15 protein-coding genes are annotated in these 18,519 nt (G+C 50.3%); 1 reads left to right on the top strand and 14 read right to left on the bottom strand.

The genetic code is table 11. The features are described 5' to 3' along the window. Positions 1-127: 127 nt before the first annotated feature. From ACXAFR_RS07910 to ACXAFR_RS07930, 5 genes are all read right to left on the bottom strand, one after another. The gene (locus ACXAFR_RS07910) at positions 128-1,450 is read right to left on the bottom strand and encodes a serine hydrolase domain-containing protein (RefSeq protein WP_475175070.1); all 1,323 of its coding nucleotides are present in this window, start codon (positions 1,448-1,450) and stop codon (positions 128-130) included. Positions 1,451-1,573: 123 nt separating this feature from the next. Next, on the bottom strand, positions 1,574-2,398 hold the full coding sequence (locus ACXAFR_RS07915; RefSeq protein WP_475175077.1) for an oxidoreductase: 825 nt from the start codon (positions 2,396-2,398) through the stop codon (positions 1,574-1,576). A 158-nt stretch (positions 2,399-2,556) separates the two neighbouring features. After that, positions 2,557-3,840: an MFS transporter gene (locus ACXAFR_RS07920; protein WP_475175084.1), complete on the bottom strand. Its 1,284-nt coding sequence runs from the start codon at positions 3,838-3,840 to the stop codon at positions 2,557-2,559. Between the two features lie 48 nt (positions 3,841-3,888). Next, positions 3,889-4,380, bottom strand: coding sequence for a VOC family protein (locus tag ACXAFR_RS07925; RefSeq protein ID WP_475175091.1), 492 nt, complete (start codon positions 4,378-4,380; stop codon positions 3,889-3,891). 151 nt (positions 4,381-4,531) lie between these two features. Then, complete coding sequence (locus ACXAFR_RS07930; protein WP_475175098.1) at positions 4,532-6,832, bottom strand: TonB-dependent receptor; 2,301 nt, start codon at positions 6,830-6,832, stop codon at positions 4,532-4,534. Between the two features lie 661 nt (positions 6,833-7,493). Here ACXAFR_RS07930 and ACXAFR_RS07935 point away from each other — a divergent pair. Next, on the top strand, positions 7,494-8,453 hold the full coding sequence (locus ACXAFR_RS07935) for a helix-turn-helix domain-containing protein (RefSeq protein ID WP_475175104.1): 960 nt from the start codon (positions 7,494-7,496) through the stop codon (positions 8,451-8,453). Between the two features lie 61 nt (positions 8,454-8,514). On the opposite strand, the gene ACXAFR_RS07940 is transcribed toward ACXAFR_RS07935, so the two are convergent. The 9 genes from ACXAFR_RS07940 to ygiD form a co-directional block, all read right to left on the bottom strand. Next, positions 8,515-9,483: a PDR/VanB family oxidoreductase gene (locus ACXAFR_RS07940; protein WP_475175110.1), complete on the bottom strand. Its 969-nt coding sequence runs from the start codon at positions 9,481-9,483 to the stop codon at positions 8,515-8,517. Between the two features lies 1 nt (position 9,484). Beyond that, the gene (locus ACXAFR_RS07945) at positions 9,485-10,675 is read right to left on the bottom strand and encodes an aromatic ring-hydroxylating oxygenase subunit alpha (protein WP_475175118.1); all 1,191 of its coding nucleotides are present in this window, start codon (positions 10,673-10,675) and stop codon (positions 9,485-9,487) included. 291 nt (positions 10,676-10,966) lie between these two features. Next, positions 10,967-11,851 carry a TauD/TfdA dioxygenase family protein gene (locus ACXAFR_RS07950; protein ID WP_475175121.1) on the bottom strand — a complete coding sequence of 295 codons (885 nt, stop codon included), beginning with the start codon at positions 11,849-11,851 and terminating at the stop codon, positions 10,967-10,969. A 39-nt stretch (positions 11,852-11,890) separates the two neighbouring features. Beyond that, positions 11,891-13,213 (bottom strand): zinc-binding metallopeptidase family protein, encoded by a 1,323-nt coding sequence (locus ACXAFR_RS07955; RefSeq protein ID WP_475175124.1) that lies wholly within the window; start codon positions 13,211-13,213, stop codon positions 11,891-11,893. Next, positions 13,210-13,869: a cysteine hydrolase family protein gene (locus ACXAFR_RS07960; RefSeq protein WP_475175127.1), complete on the bottom strand. Its 660-nt coding sequence runs from the start codon at positions 13,867-13,869 to the stop codon at positions 13,210-13,212. The genes ACXAFR_RS07955 and ACXAFR_RS07960 overlap by 4 nt, the downstream gene beginning before the upstream one ends. Beyond that, positions 13,862-14,920 carry an LLM class flavin-dependent oxidoreductase gene (locus ACXAFR_RS07965; RefSeq protein WP_475175132.1) on the bottom strand — a complete coding sequence of 353 codons (1,059 nt, stop codon included), beginning with the start codon at positions 14,918-14,920 and terminating at the stop codon, positions 13,862-13,864. The genes ACXAFR_RS07960 and ACXAFR_RS07965 overlap by 8 nt, the downstream gene beginning before the upstream one ends. 2 nt (positions 14,921-14,922) lie before the next feature. After that, the gene (locus ACXAFR_RS07970; protein ID WP_475175137.1) at positions 14,923-16,248 is read right to left on the bottom strand and encodes an MFS transporter; all 1,326 of its coding nucleotides are present in this window, start codon (positions 16,246-16,248) and stop codon (positions 14,923-14,925) included. A 103-nt stretch (positions 16,249-16,351) separates the two neighbouring features. Then, complete coding sequence (locus ACXAFR_RS07975; RefSeq protein ID WP_475175140.1) at positions 16,352-17,440, bottom strand: acetamidase/formamidase family protein; 1,089 nt, start codon at positions 17,438-17,440, stop codon at positions 16,352-16,354. Between the two features lie 101 nt (positions 17,441-17,541). Next, positions 17,542-18,360 carry a 4,5-DOPA-extradiol-dioxygenase gene (ygiD, locus tag ACXAFR_RS07980; RefSeq protein WP_475175147.1) on the bottom strand — a complete coding sequence of 273 codons (819 nt, stop codon included), beginning with the start codon at positions 18,358-18,360 and terminating at the stop codon, positions 17,542-17,544. Between the last annotated feature and the right edge of the window lie 159 nt (positions 18,361-18,519).

Below are 18,519 nucleotides of genomic sequence, written 5' to 3' on the forward strand. Positions count from 1 at the left end.
TGTATTCAAGGAGATGTACAGGAAGGAATTGCATAATTTCAGTGTTGCTATGCGCCGTCAGAAAGACGGCACGGCTTTAAGGGCTAGCCCATTGAATGCAATAAATATTGTATGTATTTCTTTTAACTTACTCTTTGGCGAGAGCAGCAAGCGCTTGAACACAATCTCTACGAAGGCCAAAACGCGCTTCGTCGCCCGGAGGCGTCATTACCTGAGTCATAACCACATACGCCTGTTGTCGTTCTGGGTCGATCCAAAAATGTGTATTACCTGACCCAGCCCATCCATACATGCCTTCCGGCATGATGTGCTCCGCCTCAGAGGCAGCAGTGCCAATTGCGAACCCAAGGCCAAATTCATAGCCGCTTAAGTCCCCAAGGCCTTGCACCGTCACTTCCGGATAGAGCATTCGGTATACGCTCGCAGTGGATAGAATACGCACACCGTCCAATACCCCACGATTGGCCAGCATTGTGGCGAAGCGCAGATAATCGTCAGCCGTCCCCACCATGGCGCCACCACCGTCGATCAAACGGTCCTTGTCGGAGTATTCGGTATCATCGTTTGTCTCCAAAACCTCCAGCCCCTGTTCAGCTAATTGGTAGATTGTTGCCAGCCGCTTGCGCGTCGTCTCGTTAACGAAAAACCCCGTATCATCCATGCCTAGAGGCTCGAAGATTTCCTGCTTCAAAAACGCCGGCAGCGACAGCCCCGAAACGATTTCTACAAGATAGCCAAGAACGGTCGTCGAATAGCTGTAATGAAATTGCTCACCAGGCTGAGACAAGAGAGGTGCCTTGGCAATTCGACTCACCAGCTCTGGTAAAGATTCTGCAGCAGGTCCATCGCTCGGTAAAGACCCCACAGGCGTTTTGCGCTTTACGCCGTATTTTCGATAATATTGATGGACAGGTGTACTCCCCATGAAGTGGTAAGTTATTCCGGATCGGTGTGCCAGTAGATCTTCGATCGTGATAGGCCGGTGTGGTACTGATGTTTTCATGTCCTCTAGCGGCCCAGACTCATATACCCGTGTCTGAGAGAACTCTGGAATGTACCGGCTGATCGGATCACTCAATCGTAACTTGCCTTGCTCGGCAAGCATCATAATTGCGACGCTGGTAATAGGCTTCGACATGGAATAGAGGCGAAACAGTGTCTTTTCGGTCATGGGTGATTGCGAGGCAATATCCTGATAGCCTAAAACATCACTAAAATGCCGCTTGCCCTGAATAGACGCCATGATCACGGCACCGGGAATGCTTCCCTGCTCAACTCTCTTTTCAAGCGTTTCACTGAGACGTTCAAGTCCAGACCGCCATTGATCATCTTGTCCTGTGGATAGCGAGCGGGGGAATGCAGAAAGAAACAAACCGACCGCCACCAAGACAACAAAGAAACTCGAAATAATTCTAGTCTGTAGCACTCCGTGCAAAACTGACTTCTTCACGTATTTTCTCTAACAACAGATTGATGGCGCCGCAGCGCCTGTTTTGGACCGTAATCTACCCACAACACTTCCGGGCTTTCTGACTGTTTTCGACTCGAAAACGTGATTGGACTATGCCGGAATCTATGCGCTGGTCGATAAGGTGACGTCTTTCCAGGTGTCGATCTGGCTGGACAATTCAGCAAAATGGTAGGTTGCGTATTTGTAGGCGTCAGGACCTAGCAACAGTAAGGCAGGCGGCTCTTCAAGAGCTGTGACCGCGATGATCTCATTGGCGACCTTTACGGGATCATTCGGCTCCTCACCCTGGTGACCTTCAAGCGTCGGGCGTGCCAGGTGTGCCGTCTCAGCATAGTCGTCGATCGAAGGCTCTGCCCCCTTGAGCGATCCACCACCAAAATGGGTACGCATCCCCCCAGGCGCGACGTTAACCACTCGAATTCCGAGCGGACGCACTTCATCACGCAATGTCCGACCAATGCATTCCATGGCGAATTTGGACGCACCGTAAATGGCCGATCCCGCCCAGGGCGCCAGCCCGCTGACCGATGACACATTGATAATCATGCCCGCACGGCGCGATCGCATAGAGGGCAACACCGCTTGAATCAGGGCAATTGCGCCGAAGACGTTAACATCAAACAATGCGCGCATATCCTCGATCGGGGTTTCCTCGATTGCGCCCGTATAGCCATAGCCCGCATTATTCACTAACACATCGAGCGGGCCGACCAATTGCTCCGCCGTCGCCACAACGCGTGTCGCTCTGCCAGTATTCGATACATCGTACTGAAGCGCGAAACTCGCACCCGGCGCAAGCCCCTCAAACTCAGCGCAATCATCCGCGCCTCGAATTAATCCGACCACCGTGTCGCCACGCGACAAAAGGGCTTTCGACAAATGCAATCCAAGGCCCTTGGCCGCACCACTGATTAACCAATTGGCCATAACATCTCCTTTGAGGCGGCCTGGATCGCCAGTACCGCATTTTTTGCATCTCTGTTAACTGTGGACAAGGACGGTAAGCGGAGCGCGTCCACACTCCTCTTAAACGTTGTCCTAGTCTTTTGTGCCTTTCGGCATGAAAACTGACGCAAGGTTCGCGATTACCCACGCTCATCTCGGGCAGGGTCTTTAAAGGCTGGCAGGATCATTATAAGCGCTGCGCCGATGCAAAGACCGGTAGATAGAAGGGTCACCACTTCTTTGTAACCGCCCGTACTGTCGTACATCAGCGCCATAAAGAAAGGCGTAAATCCTTGCGCGATCAGCACGACCGAATAGCAAATGCCAATCATCGTTCCGAAGGCTTTCTGTCCGAAATAGCGGGACAGAAAATAAGGCAGGCAACCAAATTCTGAACCCAGGCCGATGCCCAACATCACACCACCGAGCATCAACATCTGCGTCCCCTGCCCATACTCAAGCAACAGCAACCCGACGACCGCTGCCAAAAACATTGGCGCAACGATCTTGGGTGATTGAAACCTGTCCAGCAACAACCCGGCGACTACCTGCCACCCTGCTGTCACGAGTGCGAAGACAGAAATGACCGTCGTGGCAATCGTTAAGCTGTAGCCACGATCCATCACCATTGGCACGATATGGGTAAAAACCGCCGTTACGCAACCGGCGCCCACAGCCACCGCCACCAGCACCAGCCAGAAAGTCGATGTGTGCAGTGCCTCGCGAACCGTCAGGCCTGGCAGGTGCCCGCTGCCGGACTCCCTAAGCTCAGATTCTCTGGCACTGCTCCGAACATTTTCCCTATTCTGCGTGCGAGCATCTTTGAGAAACAGATACATGATCGGGAATCCGATCAGAAAAACCAGCGCACCAATCCCGACATAAGCTCCGCGCCATCCCACGTGCATCAACAAGATCCCACCGACAATCGGCATAAAAACCGATCCGAGACCATTGCCGAAGCCAGCCGAAACCCCCATCGCGGAACCACGGCCTTCATCAAACCATTCACCGATGACTTTCTGTAATGCGGCGGTGCTCGGTATCGTTCCCGCGAGACCTACCAGTGCGAACAACAAGTAAAACTGCCACACTTCACCACTGGCCAGCGCAATAGCGGCGATGGCGGGTGCAAACAGTAAATTCCCCGTCAGGATGACCTTACGTGAGCCGATCATATCGGAAACACGACCGGCAAGTGGATAAGTGATCGCGGCTACAACCGCGATCAACGCCAGCACCCCGGACACAGTCGCGCGCGGCCAGCCGAATTCCTCAGAGATGGGCACCAGGAATAAACTAAAGGTTGCGCTGATCGCTGGCGTGTTGGATACGAAATTTCCCACGGTACAGGCGAAGACAATCTCCGCCTGCGCTCGCTTAGGTACCACTGGTATATCGGTATGGATTGCTTGATCCTGCATGGAAAGCTCTGTTCCTGAGTATCGTGCGAAGAGTTCTTCGCGCCGCGTTTACTCCTGAGTGAAACCCTCAGGAACGACCGGATTAGCACCGCCCTTTTCCCAAAGAATAATTTCATTGCCCCATGGATCTTGAAACGCCGCATTAAAGCCGTTGAACTCTTTCCAGAAATGATTTTTCCAAAGCAAGCTCGCGCCATTTTCGATCGCACGTGCCAAAATGGCTTCCGTGGTATCCTCGTCACTGACCAGAATCCAGACACGCGGTTTCCGACCGGATTCTGACAAGGCTCTTGGCTCAACACCGTCTGCATCTGGATGTGGGCGTACATTGCTCACTTTATGGATTCCAATATGGAAATTGCCGATGGGTGTTTCGTTGCCATCGCTGTCGAACATATTGCCGCCGGGAACCATACGATGATATTCGCCGTAAGGTCTGGGATCGTTTTCCCAACCGAAAACGGTGGCATAAAATTCACCCGCCGCCGCCGGATCATCCGCTGAAATATCAACAAATATCAGTGTATTGGGTTTCGTCATGTTATTTCCTTTTGCTACATTAGGGCGTGCACACATCGACGGAATACCGTTATCGGCTCCGTCTGCACACATTTTGGGAAAAGTTGAGAGAAAAGCAGCTGACGTTAATCGCGCGTCTATTCGCGCAGACTAACGACAGCCCGATGTCACACTAAAAATCAAAACTGAAATTAGCGATAACCTGACGAGGTGCAACATACTCATCACTGACAACGCCGCTCCCATAGGGATCAACAAATCGGCCAGAGATATTTGCATCGTCCATTAAGTTGGTTGCCGTTAACCAAACGCGCCAGTTGGCATCATAAGGCTCGTACTGCAGGAACAAATTGATTTGATCGTAGCCATCGACGTGATCGACCGCAGAGTTAAAGATTCTCGCTTCGTAATCACTTTTATAGAGGTATTCCACTCGCGTAGTTACGGTTCCAAGATCCCCAAGATCATTAAACAAGGTTGCATTTAACCCCCCGCTTAAACTGGGTAGATTCGCCGGAGTATTCCCATTCACATTGACATTTGCTGAACCCCGGGCGAGAAACCACTCATAACTCCACTCATAGGGTGCTGCGCCACTGGCAATTGCCGCTGCGCCTGCGGCATCGGCATCACGACGATCCAGCGCATAATAATCTTTAGGGAATTCACCTTCTAACGATGTTGCATTAAGACCGAGCTCTAACATGCCATCAAACAGAGCGTAATTCGCTTCTAGCTCCAGCCCCCAGATATTGGCTTCAGGAATATTTCCCAAGCCGCCAGAATAGGGAATCGGATCTTCCTGAATATATTGCATGTCCTCATATTCGGAATAAAACAACGACGCATTCAATGTCAGCGCTCTATCAAGAAGGCGATTTTTTGTACCTAACTCATAGGTCGTTACAGTTTCAGGCTGTATCGTAGTACTGGCGGCCATGGCATCAGTTGAAGATGCGTTTATACCACCAACCTTATAACCGCGAGAGACAACACCGTATATCAAATTATCATCGGTTAATTGATAATTAATTCCCAACTTTCCAGTAACTTCTTCTGCGCCAAAACTATTGGGGGATGGTTCGGCAAAATACGTAGAACTCATGCTGTCAAAACTGTCATCGTTGTAACGAACACCAGCAATAACACTTAAATTATCCGAAACATTTAGCGTTCCTTGGAGAAATGGTGCCCAAGATGTTCGTTCTACCGAAGAGTTCTCAGCGTAGGACATATTAAAAGGAAGAGCACTAGCCGGAGTGCTTTCCGGCAGCACATCTGTAGGATCGCTAATGTCCGTACCTTTATATTCATTTACGTATTGACCGCTGTCACTGTGCAAATAAAACGCACCTGCAACCCACTCAAAGAAACCGCCGGAATTGGAGCTAAGCGAGATCTCCTGCATAAAGGTTTCAGCAGTCGTGGACCAAATAGCAACATGATCGTAACCGCCAAACGCTTCCGCCGTACTGCGATCCGAATCAAAAGACTGAGCGTGATCCATATCCTGGTAGCTACTGGTCGATTTCAACGTTGCAAAAGGCAAATCCCAAGTAATAATCGCAGTGGCAATATCCATATCCATGTCGAACTTACCCGGAAAATCTTGCGAGACAACGCGATCGTCACTGTTGGGATCATCAATCGCCTTCAAGGCGGCCGCATTGTGATGATCTTTATACCTCTGCCCCATCAACAAAACGGAAAGGTCTTCCGTCGGCTCCCAAAGAAAAGAAACCCTTGAGTTTTGATTGTCGGCATCATCGAGATCGTAACCACCTTCAATGCCATTGGATTTCGAGTATCCATCGTGACTGGTCGAGTTGGTAACCGCGCGAATCGCCATCGTCTCACCGATGGGAAGGTTTACTGCAGCCTGCCCTTGACGATAATCATAACTGCCGATACCCGCTTGAATCTCACCGGTGAATTCACCAACGACCGGCTTTTTACTGACAACATTCAATGTGCCGCCGGTCGAGGCCGCACCAAACGCGGTGCCCTGAGGACCACGCAGGACTTCAATATGCTCGACATCCAAGAAACCCATATTCAGCGCAATGTTATTGGTGATATAGGCGCCGTCCACGTGGAAGGAAACACCTGGCTGACTGAAGAAGTTCTGCGGTGTTTGAGATCCAACACCGCGAATGCTAACCATTCGTTCGGAGCCGCCGCTTTTATTAATCTGTAGACCCGGCACGTAACCATTAAGGTCAGTCGCATCCGTAATGTTTGCCTGCTTAATAAGTTCAGACCCAACAGCGGTAACAGACGCCGCAACATTTTGCAGATTAACCTGGCGCTGATCCACAGTTACGGTAATGGTTTCTAAGTATTCGCCCTCATTACCCGAGGTGCTTTGATCTATTTTTGAAGCAGTCTCTGCCGCATACACTTTTGGCAAAGTACACAACAATGACAACAAGGTAGCTTGTAACGGTCTTCTCTTAAACGGCAGGTTCTGCATTGTCTTACCTCAGTTTTGGCAACCACTAACGATCGAAATTATCGATAACATCTGTTTTTAAAAGTGCAGAAGCGACAGCAGTTTATTAGCATTATTCTGTCACATACTCGCGGTAAAAACACGGTATGGGATATTGGCTCCTGTACGGTTCTTTTCCTGTCTGCAAGCGGGTTTTGTGCGATGACACAGCGACAAAAACCTTTGCTTCCAATTCATACTACTGCATAGGGCGGGGTTAAAATTGATAAAATATGTATGAGTTTTGTGGAATCAGCGTATTGAGCCGTGCTAGCGCGCCAAGAGAATGCCAGCCATATAACCGAGAAAAAAGAACGCCTATTACATCCTTGACCATCAAGGCAACCGGCATATATCCGTATTTTTGCCCTACCATAGAGCGCCACCACGAAAACTGTGAATTTCGTGGTCAGCGTTGGTGCGATATTCTCATCGCGCTACATTATTAATCGTCAAATGAGCATCTATTGATTTGCTTCAAGGAAAGCCTGGAGATTTCGTCATAAACCCCGGCCGCATCACCAGAAAGCTCTCCAAGCGGTACCGAGTTCACGGTAGAGGGCGCCGATAATATCCACACCTTTGGTACGCTTTATGCTCAATGGTTATCCGTTAGCCTGAAGATCGGTTGGGAGGTGCCTGTATGAGTTCGTGGAAATTATCTACTGATAGCTGCCCGGAGATTGAACGCTCCGTTATCTGGCAAAATGCACTCAGTCGACTCTGTTTACCCAAGTGCAGTTTCTCTGACTGCGACGAGGACTTCAGAGGCAATGTCAGCAGCATTAATACCCCGCAGGGTATTGAATTTTCTATTCTCACCGGCTCCCCAATGGAGATCTCCGGCAAGTGCAGTGATCTACCCTATTCATTTTGGCTGGCGCTACTTCTAGAAGGCGAGTTCTCACTTAAATACAAAGGGATGGAATACCCCGCCCGAGAGAACTCCATTATTTATGCGCCGACAGGACTGGATATGACCTTGTCGGTCAAATCCGATTTTAAGATTCTATATATGAATGTGCCTCATGGCCTCATTCATAAACGACTGATCAATCTGGACACGATCAGCGTCGGCTATCTCCCTTGTGAGTCGGGGCTCAATAACGTTTTTGCCAGCATGTTGCGCGCCTTGAGCGACAATATTGATGAACTCGAATCAGAAGCTCTGCGTCCAGTAGAAATAGCGCTTTCGGAATTTTTAATTAGTAACCTGATTCATCAAAGTGGTGTTTTAGATTTTGGGAGTACGGCAAAGATTGACCAGTTCAAACGAATCTGCCAACTCATCGACTCCAATCTTTCAGATCCAGACCTTTCATTAAACCTGGTCGCGCTCAAAAACAAAGTGTCGGCCCGTTATATACAAAAACTGTTTGAATCCAGTGGCACCAGCTTTGTTAGCTACGTGCGTTCGCGCAGACTTGAGCGCTGCCGCTTTGAGCTAAGCCATCCGGAATACCAACACCTGTCCGTTTCAGATATTTGTTTTCGATGGGGCTTTAACGACGCAGGGCACTTTAGCCGCGTGTTCCGCAGTGAGTTTGATACAACACCGAGAAATTACCGTCGGCAGCACTGTCAAACGGTTCATGTAAACTGAAAAAAACGGAGAGAGACGCTTAATCTCTTTCCGTGATTATTCCGAATCAAAATCTGTATTACTAAATATCCAGCGTCAGTGATTTTGATTTAGCGCCAGAACAGCACGTCATCATTGTACGGTTACTCTGTTTTTCCGCATCGGACAAGACGCCGTCCCGATGATCCGGTTCGCCATCGAGAACCGCCACCTCACAACTTCCGCACAACCCTTCTTCGCAGGCGTAAGCCACATTAATTTTGTGTTCTTTTAAGACCTGCAATATGGTTTTATCTTCAGGAACCGTCACTTCCAATCCCGTGCGCGCCAGAATCAGCTGAAAGCCTCCCTTGGCAACCTGAAGATCTTCTGCCGTAAATCTTTCACTGTGCCTGCGCCCGGATTCCACATCTTGAAAGGTCTGATCAAAGTCATCCAAAAGGCGTGAAGGGCCGCAGCAATAAAAATGACTGTGTTCTGGCGCTGCATCACGAATAGCCTGTAGGCTCATCCTGTCACCATGCTCAACCGAAGCGTAGGTATGGACCTTTCCGAACAGGCTACGAGCCGCAATTTCATTCAGCAACCCGCCAGCTGGGGCATCGCATTCAGACTTAACCGCATAGTGCAGTATCCAAGGTCGCTGTGCGATTTCCAGAGCTTGAATCATCGCCAGTAGCGGCGTGATTCCAATACCACCGGCAATGAGTACCGAGGTCGAATCATCGCAACTCAAGGCAAAATGGTTACGTGGTGGGCTCACTTTAAGGATATCGCCGCAATTTACCTGCTGATGCAGAAAGCGAGATCCACCACGACTGTCAGGATCGAGCGCGACGGCAACCAAATACCGGTGACGCTCAGAGGTGCTGTTGCACAAAGAGTATTGTCGGATTGCACCATCCGTATAGATATCAATGTGTGCCCCTGCGGTAAAGGCTGGCAGTTCGGCACCATCGTCACTGCGCAGATCCAACAACCGCACATCGCGACCATCTTCCCACACCTCATGTACAACCACATTAAACGTCTGCAACACCTTACTACTCACTTTATCCGCGATTGTTTTTCATGGCTTCCCAGTGGGATTGATAGCGAGGCACCAGCCAGGTGTTAAACTGTCTCTGAGCACCTTCCTGCCAAGAGTAGCGTCCCCGACGGGCAAAACGTGATCTCAGCCCGATCTGAACCAGCTCATCGACGTGGACATCCTGAGCGTTTATATCGAGCGCTCGCTCCAATACCAGCTCCATTTTACTGTCGAACTCGGGATCTGACATAGCTCCCTTAGCAAACAAGACACCAAGATCCAGCTTGTGGCTTTCCGGCCCATCCGCTCGCAGAATCAAATAAATGACAGCATCGCTGGTTAACACCAGTGAGAGCGTCGGCGGCAAATTGGCAAAAGCCATGCGATTGCGCTCTTCTTCTGTCAGTTTTGGAAATACCGGCATAAGCGCCTTTTGAGTAGGATTGAAACTGGCATCCTTGTGCAAGGTGCCATTGGTACGAAAGAATCCCGCCGTGTTTTCAGGAAGCTCCTCAGGAAACACCGCCAAATCACTGGGTATGTAATCGTGAAATTCACCCTGGTGCAGTTTGTTGGCGTGATAGCCATCGTTGTTATTTTCAAACATGACCTTCCAGCTAAAGTCGTATTTGATACTGCGATCGGGGGCAGGTCCTTCGCCATTCTCAATATCGTAATTTGCTAAAACTGGCTCTAAGGCCGCAAGTCTTGGTGTTAATGGTGCGGCGTCATCACTGAAATTGATAAATATAAAGCCGTGCCATAGTTCGACCTTAAACACCGGCAGACTGGACTCTTCTTTATGAAAATTACAGGTTTTTTCCATCGCTGGGGCGTTTATCAACTCGCCTTTCAGATTGTAAATCCAGTGATGGTAAGGACAGGTAAATGTACGAGTATTGCCTTTGCCTTCGGCGACCAGCATCGCGCGATGCTGGCACACCGAAGACATCGCACGAATTTCGCCATCGCGATCATGGACCACGACAATCGGCTCATCAATGATTTCTGTGGTGTAGTAGTCTCCGGGATTTGGAATCCAATCTACCCGACCAACACACAGCCATTCGTGATCAAAGATCGCTCTTTTTTCAAATTCAAAAAATGACGCGTCGGTGTAACACAACGGGGGGAGTGTCTCCGCGTGATCGATTGACAGTACCGATGATTTCAATTCATCAAAAAAAGCATCATTTAAAAATGACTGACTCATATACACTCCTAAAAAAAGACTCGCACAGCTGCCAATCGTGATGACACCGGGCAATGGTATGGGCACCTAACTACCGGTTTCGCAGCGATTGTTTCAAGAGTTATGCTAAAGCAGCCCTTCCTTCGATGATTGTGCAATTGCGTACAATTTCTGGTTTGGCGACGTATTTTCCGCCAACCGTGAAAACGAAAAGATTTATATACATTAGAAAATAAAAAACCCGCAGGCGTTACGAAAGACGCGCTGCGGGCCTGTTTAAAGCGTGTTATTTGGCGCTCTATCCCGACAAGACTACACGGTCACGGAAATCGGTTTTTCCCCCTTAACCCATAGACGATGGGCCATCCGCTGGTATTTTTTATCATCGTAACGAGTCCCTGTATGCAGCGTACAACGATTGTCCCACATCAGCAGATCGCCCTTCTGCCACTTATGGGAAAAGACGTATTTGTCCTGAGTGGTGTATTCCACCAGCCGATCAATCAACTTGAACGCTTCGCCGTCCTCCATGCCAAGAATGTGTTTCACAGTTCCGGTACTGACCCACAATGCCTTGCGCCCATCGGCAGGGTGAACACGGATCAGAGGATGAATCACATCGGGATTTTCATTACGAATTTCATCGGTAATTTCGTAGCTGTTAAAATCCCGATTCTCAATAAAGTGCACCAGGGAGTGGTGTATTTTCAAGGGATCTAAAAAGGCTTTTTCTTCTTCGGGAAGATCGTTATAAGCACTCACCTGATCCGCCAGCAGGGTTTCGCCGCCCTCTTCAGGCACCGTTACTGCGTACAGCATCGTGCACATCACCGGCTCTTCTTTGTAGGAGTAATCCGTATGCCAGCCCAAACCGTCGTTATGCGCACCGATTGGCTCGCCCTTTTCATCCAGCATATTAGAAATTTTAAAGATGTGAGGGTAGCCCGGCAGGCAGAATTTCTTTTGCGTGTGTAATTCCGGCTCTCCGAAGGCGTAGATAAACCGCATCAGATCATCTGGCTCCATGGTCTGATTTCGCAACAATATGGCCCCGTGAGCATGAAAAGCAGCGACCACTTTCGCTAAAGTCTCTTCGTCTGCACTCTGTAAATCCACATCAAAAATGCGCGCACCAAATCCGGGTTTTAATGGCTCAATCGCTAAAGTATCAGCAGAGGAAGATGGTGTATCAGACATAGAAAACCTCTTAAATCATGTTGTGAAGGGAACGTGGACTCAAGCCACGCGCCCGCAAATCGAAAGAGCCGTCAGAGCATAGATCAGCGCGCTGTCGACCAGATCCTGCGGTTTCGGTCGCCACCTTGGCATACCGGTGGTGACAGCGGGAATACGTTGCATATTGAACACGTTATGGTCGCGCCACATGCTTGAATAAGCCGGATGAGCCAGCTCGATGGCTTCTCCCCGAACGGATTGCGTTGCCTGACAGAGAGACTTCACCAGTGGTGCAATCTGGCCGGAATCGGCTTCAAACCCATGTCGAACCACGACCGGCTCCAAATCAAAGTCTGTCAGTTCCAGACGATGGAGTAGCGCATTCAGTTGATGATATGCCTGATTTGCCGTTTGCTGTGCGGTTAGCCCAACTTCAACGTAAACAGAACAGACATCGGTGCCTGCACCGAAGGTTAGGGGCGAGCCTGCCTTGATGGAATCGAGCTGCACCTTAGGCATCGATGTACCGCCAGCTCCCTGATAGATATTGGCCTTCTCGTACGACAGCCCCCACTCGTGCAAGGCATTGATCACACGTCCCAGCTGGTAAATGGGGTTGGGGTGCTCCAGAGGATTTTCTGGAGCATCATATATCGGCGTAAAGACACCTTCGCCAATGATCTGTATTCGAAACAAGGCGTATCCGTTACCCTGCCAAGTGACGCCCCAATCACAGCCTTCGGCGGCAATCGCATAATCGGCAGCAATACCACCGTGGTGAAACAGATAGTGGGCGCCGATGTCCTTACCCATAAAATCCACACCGCGCCACTCTTCCATAGGCTCAGGTCCAATTTCACCGGGACAAGCCGTCAGATAGAGCTTTCCAGCAAGCTCAATGTTCGCCTTTTTAAGCGCCTTTGCTGCCATCAAGAAACAGCTCATGGGCCCACGGTCATTACTAATGGGAAAACCGTGAAACTGACCCTCTTCCAGCCAGCAATGATGCCACTCTGGATTCGCCAGGTTTTTCGCGCTGTACTTGTGACGGTTAATATCGTCATCGGCACTTGGGCTTTCGGTATCGAGGTGCGCCGTAAACAGTAAGTTCGACCCCAGCCCGCGACCGCCGTACTCACCGACAATATTTTCCCGGTGTGGCACAGCCCCCGCTTTGCGGGTTTTAAAACCTTCTTGCTGCAACCAGTTGTGTACGAAGTTCGCAGCTTCCGCCTCTTCACCAGAGGTGCTGCGAATATTGCCAAGGGTCAATGCCAACTCGGTAATTTCGTCAATGTCGATGGCGGCCTGGAGCCGCTCACGATCATCCTCAGTAACGGTGTAAGGTGTTTCGGTATCTGCCGGATATAACGCCGAGCTCATAACACCTCCCAAGCGTCCGTTAAGGCAGACGTCTCACTGATAATGGCGCAGTTCATCGACATGGCTTTGAGGCTGGCAAGATGCATATCTGTTTCATAAGCCGCGCAGGCATCTGCCGGTACAATTATTTGATAGTCGTGATGAAAAGCATCTCGGACAGTGGATTCAACGCAGCACTCCGTCGTTAGGCCCGTCACCACCAGGGTATCCAGATTGTGTTCGCGAAGTTGTCGGTCCAGCTCCGTATTCCAAAAGGCACTGTAACGGGATTTTTCAATACAAAGGTCTTCAGGCTGAGGCAGGCAATAGTAAAAGTCGGAACCCGCTTCACCATCGCGACAGATTGCGCTCTCGGCCTCTGGATCACGCCCCTGACGCTGCATCCATAATTTCCAGGCACTGGAATCCGTTTCTGCCGAAGTTCTCAGTGCGATAAAAATAACCGGCACACCCGCCGCCCGGGCTGATACCAGCAGACGGTTAATATTCTGCAACGTTGGAACCAGAACCGACATATCGATATCGTATTGCGCTAACACTCCGTCCGGACTGGCGAAATCGACTTGCACATCAACGACGCAAAGAGCTGTCCGCCCCGATGCCACCCAATCTGCCGGTACCGGCGTTGTTACCATCGCCGACTCCCACTCACTCATAGTAGACTCTAAGTGCTGGCAGTATGTCGTTACCAAAATAAGTCAAACCTTTTTGGTAGTCGTCAAAGTTAATCATTACACCGTCCATTTCCGTGTTGTCGATCATTTCGATCAACTGGTTTTTCACGGACTCGGGGGAGCCCACCATCTCCCGCGCCATAAACGCACCCTGAGCGCGGATGACCATCGCATTATCTTTTAACGCCGGGTCAATGCCGTAGGATCGCATCATGCCTTCAACCGCACCTGCATCCTTTCCTTCGCGATACAAATCGGCACTCGCCTGGGCTTTTTCATCCGTCTCATCAATGACCAAAGTCGCCATACAATAACAGCGCACTGGCTCATCATATTCCGCAGCAATCTCGCGGGCCATACGCGTGATTTTCAGTGTTTCTTCGTCGTCTTTGCCACCGACAAAACAGGCATCTGTATTGCGGACAGAAAAGCGCAACCCGCGTTCAGACTGCCCGGCACAAACGGTAAAGGGTTTTTTCGGCGGCTTAGGCTCTGACACACAATCTTTAAAGTGAAAGTACTTTCCATCAAAGTCGACATGCTCTTCAGACCAAAGACGATGAACCAACGTTGTCCATTCCTGAGTATAAACATAGCGCTCGTCATGATTGATCTCGTCATTCCAGGCGCCCATCTGATTGAGTTCATCGCGAAACGAACCTGAAACAATGTTTAACCCGGCACGCCCTTCAGAGATTTGATCCAGAGTCGTCACCATTTTGGCCACAGCGCCAGGATTCATAAGTGATGTGTGAACCGTGGCGATGATCTTCGCATGTTTCGTCGCTTCAGCAATGCCGGCCATCATGGTCATTGATTCCATCGAGCTGCCCCAATGGTTGGTCTCGCCGCCATAGCCACGCCACTTCGCCATAGACATAATCATATCCATGCCGATCTCATCTGCCAGAACGGCAGCCTGCTTGTTTTGTTGATAAGAGCCGTCGAGTGTCGGCGTATTCTTTGAAACAATCCAACCACCATTGGCAATCGGAAGAAACACACCAAATTCTTTTTTGTGTGGAGTACTCATAGTTAGACTTCCCTCACTGCGTGTATCTGGACATCATTATCAGTAACTGTTGCCTCTTCTTTAGCAACCGTAGCCAAAGTTGATTCGCCTTCGCGTGCGTTGAGTTGCGGCGGGCGCATAAACACAACCAACACCAACACAATGGCCGGCGCGGCGCCAATTAAAAGAAACGGTGTAACAAATGAACCTGTCAGGTCTCCCAAGGCACCACAAATAAACGGCGCTGAAGCGGCCACGGTGGCGAACATATTCATGGTTGCAAAGAGTTTGAGGTAGGGACCTGAACCATAGTAGCGAATCAACAAAACGGTTGTGGTCAACAAGGTCATACCAAACCCAAATCCAATTGCCAGCGCGTAACCAAACAGTATGAAAAGGGAGCCGCCAAAGCTCAGCGCTAACATTCCAAGCGTCAACAACAGTAACGCGGTTTGCAACATGGATTTGGGATCAAAATATTCTGCGATAACGCCGCCGATAACCCGCGAAAACGCATTACAAAGTGCTTCAGAGGAAAGAAGTGCGCTTGCGAGAACAAAGGTAACGCCCATTTGTGTCAGATGTGACACTGAAAAACTGTTGACGGTTGTTCCCACCAACAGAACACTCGTGTAGGCCGCACAAATAATCCAGTATTGAGGTGATAAGAGCGCTTGTTTATAAGTCCAAACCTCGGTGGTTTGATACACCCGACCACTGGCAGCACTTTTTTTATCGTCCTCTTCTGTCGGAGGTATTCTCAACCGCTCAGCATCGGTAAACGCTAAAGCGAGTAAGGTCGACAATACGGAAACGAAAATCATCACGAAGGTCACGACCCAATGGAAGCGCCAATTGCCAAAACCGGCATCCGCAAACCAGACAATCAGAGGACCTGCTACGCCGCCCAAGCCACCGACGGTATAGTAAAAACCAAACGCAGCAGCTCGCTTCACAAAAAAATGGGTAATGATGTAGGTTCCGGGAATCGGACCAACAAAAACATAACCGGAGCCGAGTAAAATACATCCGAGGCAATAAGTGATTGATGTCGTCGTGGTAAACAAAATGTAAAAGCCGACGGCCAGCATCAATAAACCGAGCAGCAGAGTTTTCACGACGCCCCAACGCTCGATGGTAATCGATGGCAGGTAACCACTGAGACCGCAAGATAACGCCATAAACGTAAAGCCGACACCGGCAGTGGTCCAGTCCCAGTTAAGTTCTTCGACCATAAACGGAATAACCACACCCAGCGACGTAAAGGTCGCGGCCGTGATCACGAAGAAGCACAAGCTAAAGGTCAACAAGATAAAAAGGGCTTGTTTTCCTGCGCTGATCTTAGGCATATCTTTATTCCTCAGGCACTATCACGAGCGTTGTGACAGCGCATTATTACATCTAAAACGGTGACCGCTTCTCCTCCCTGCCGATCAACCACATCGGAACGGATTATGCGTCGTCAGGTTCACCAGTATCCATAACACTGCGGGGGATTTTTGCATGCACACCCTGGACCGTATCAACCACCTGGGTGACTGTAAAATCACTACTGACACTCATCAGTGAATAGGCATCGTCTTTACTGAGCCCACGGTGTTCATTGAGAAGCGTCAGCATCTCCAACGAGGCGTTCTTCATGGCGGCATTGAGGTCCTCATCAAACCCATGCACGATAAAGTAGTCTGGCGTTTCCAACAGGGGTGAGTGAAAGGCGAAATCCTTGCGCAGAATAATCTGCATGGTGACATCCAGAGAGGCTTCAATCGCCGTACCGCTGATTTCACCATCCCCCTGGGAGACGTGCGGATCACCGATGGAGAAAAGCCCCCCGGCAACCTGCACCGGATAATACATGGTGGCACCCGCGCCAATGCGCCAGTTATCGATATTACCACCATGCTTGCCGGGGGGAATGGTACTGACGCGACCACTGACATCCGGGGCTACCCCTGCTGTGCCCAAGTGAGGACGTACGGGCACGCGCACGCCGTTCAATGTGGTTTGACGATCGCATTCCGGGCAGTGAGTAACGGTTCCCGGTGTCTCGTACTTGCCGTCAAAATCGTAAGCATAGTGACCGCGAGCCTGCATACTGGCCATATCGAGCCGGTAAATAGTAACGCGTTCTTTCTCGCCAAACTCTTTGTACAAATGCCCCCAATTTGCCGCCAGATTGGACCCGTAAGAGAAGCGCGGACGCATTGATAGATAGCGAACCTCGAGCATATCTCCGGGCTCTGCCCCCTCGACGTAGATGGGCCCTGTCATCAAATGGACGCCTGGATTGCGGTCTTCCTCAGGAATGCCCGCCCATAGTGCTTTTAGCCCGTCATCCATCATTAGATCTGGGGCATCGCCCGCGTGATGAGTAATCGCCTCCGCATGAACAATGTCACCACTCTTCACCGTGATCGCAGGCGCTTTGGTCGCCGAAAAATACCCCCAGTGACAGTTTTCGACTGTGGCCTTCAGACTATGGAATTCGCTCGGCTGCCGGCGGTCGGCTTCTGTCAGGTCGTCGGTTTTCAGCAGTGACATATGTTACTCCTATCTATGGCAGTCACGGTCATCTGGCAGGGTCTGCTCAGATTGGCCTTTAGAAAGAAGAGTAACGCCACGCCTGGGTGCATTCTTGTTAATTAACGCCCCGAAAGTTGTGCTGATTCCCCCTGCCGAAAGATCACCGAGGTCATATCTAAAGAGCCGTATTCCACAAAATTAGTACGAAATTCGACCTCATCCTCCGCCCGGCGTGCACCCAGCACATAGAGTAGCGGGAGGAAATGATCTGGCCCAGGGACTGAACGGTCGGCATCTGAACCAAACTCCCGGTAGTGAATCACCCCCTCGGGGGCATCTTTGCGGATCGAATTGCGAATATGGTCACCAAACCGTTGCGCCCATGGATAGGTCGTACGCCTTGCGCCCCAATCCATCACGGACAGGTTATGGACAATATTACCGCTGCCCAAAATCAGATAACCCTCGTCCCGCAAGGCTGCGAGCTTCTGCCCAATGCGAAAGTGGTAGTCGTTGTCTCGGGTACGATCAATCGAGAGCTGAACGACGGGAATGTCCGCCTCGGGAAAGATCTTGATCAAAACAGCCCAGCTGCCGTGATCAAAGCCCCAGCTCTCATCCAGGCGTGCGCCCTCTTCCGCCAGCATATCGACCAGCTTCGCCGCCAACTGAGGATCACCCGGTGCAGGATACTGCATCTCGTACATCACCTTGGGAAAGCCCCCAAAATCGTGGATCGTCTTAGGTGCCGTCATCCCAGTAACCGCCGTACCGGCCGTGTACCAATGCGCAGAGACACATACAATGCCCTTCGGCTTGCTCAGCTCTAGCCCCAACTGCTCCCACATTTGCGTTGCGGCATTGTCTTCCAGCACATTGCCAGGGCTGCCATGACCGATAAAAATGGCTGGCATCGGGTTTGATTGGGGTTTACTCATAATCTCGCCTTTATCACGCGGGTCAAGTTGTTAACATCGACCAACACTATAGCGAGCCCCCTCGCCCGGATTCTTGACGATAGCCGCCGGACTTGTTGCCCAAATACGACATTATTCGCGAATCGAAAACAAGAAATGGGGCGTAATTCGACAAGAAGA

It is taken from the genome of Pseudomaricurvus sp. ABR4_320 (assembly GCF_056159445.1).

Bases quoted from the DNA above. Each gene is read 5' to 3' on its own strand.
- ACXAFR_RS07930 (WP_475175098.1), bottom strand. From the start codon at position 6,832: ATGCAGAACCTGCCGTTTAAGAGAAGACCGTTACAAGCTACCTTGTTG.
- ACXAFR_RS07925 (WP_475175091.1), bottom strand. From the start codon at position 4,380: ATGACGAAACCCAATACACTGATATTTGTTGATATTTCAGCGGATGAT.
- ACXAFR_RS07965 (WP_475175132.1), bottom strand. From the start codon at position 14,920: ATGAGTACTCCACACAAAAAAGAATTTGGTGTGTTTCTTCCGATTGCC.
- ACXAFR_RS07950 (WP_475175121.1), bottom strand. From the start codon at position 11,851: ATGTCTGATACACCATCTTCCTCTGCTGATACTTTAGCGATTGAGCCA.
- ACXAFR_RS07970 (WP_475175137.1), bottom strand. From the start codon at position 16,248: ATGCCTAAGATCAGCGCAGGAAAACAAGCCCTTTTTATCTTGTTGACC.
- ACXAFR_RS07945 (WP_475175118.1), bottom strand. From the start codon at position 10,675: ATGAGTCAGTCATTTTTAAATGATGCTTTTTTTGATGAATTGAAATCA.
- ACXAFR_RS07915 (WP_475175077.1), bottom strand. From the start codon at position 2,398: ATGGCCAATTGGTTAATCAGTGGTGCGGCCAAGGGCCTTGGATTGCAT.
- ACXAFR_RS07960 (WP_475175127.1), bottom strand. From the start codon at position 13,869: ATGAGTGAGTGGGAGTCGGCGATGGTAACAACGCCGGTACCGGCAGAT.
- ygiD (WP_475175147.1), bottom strand. From the start codon at position 18,360: ATGAGTAAACCCCAATCAAACCCGATGCCAGCCATTTTTATCGGTCAT.
- ACXAFR_RS07935 (WP_475175104.1), top strand. From the start codon at position 7,494: ATGAGTTCGTGGAAATTATCTACTGATAGCTGCCCGGAGATTGAACGC.
- ACXAFR_RS07975 (WP_475175140.1), bottom strand. From the start codon at position 17,440: ATGTCACTGCTGAAAACCGACGACCTGACAGAAGCCGACCGCCGGCAG.
- ACXAFR_RS07920 (WP_475175084.1), bottom strand. From the start codon at position 3,840: ATGCAGGATCAAGCAATCCATACCGATATACCAGTGGTACCTAAGCGA.
- ACXAFR_RS07955 (WP_475175124.1), bottom strand. From the start codon at position 13,213: ATGAGCTCGGCGTTATATCCGGCAGATACCGAAACACCTTACACCGTT.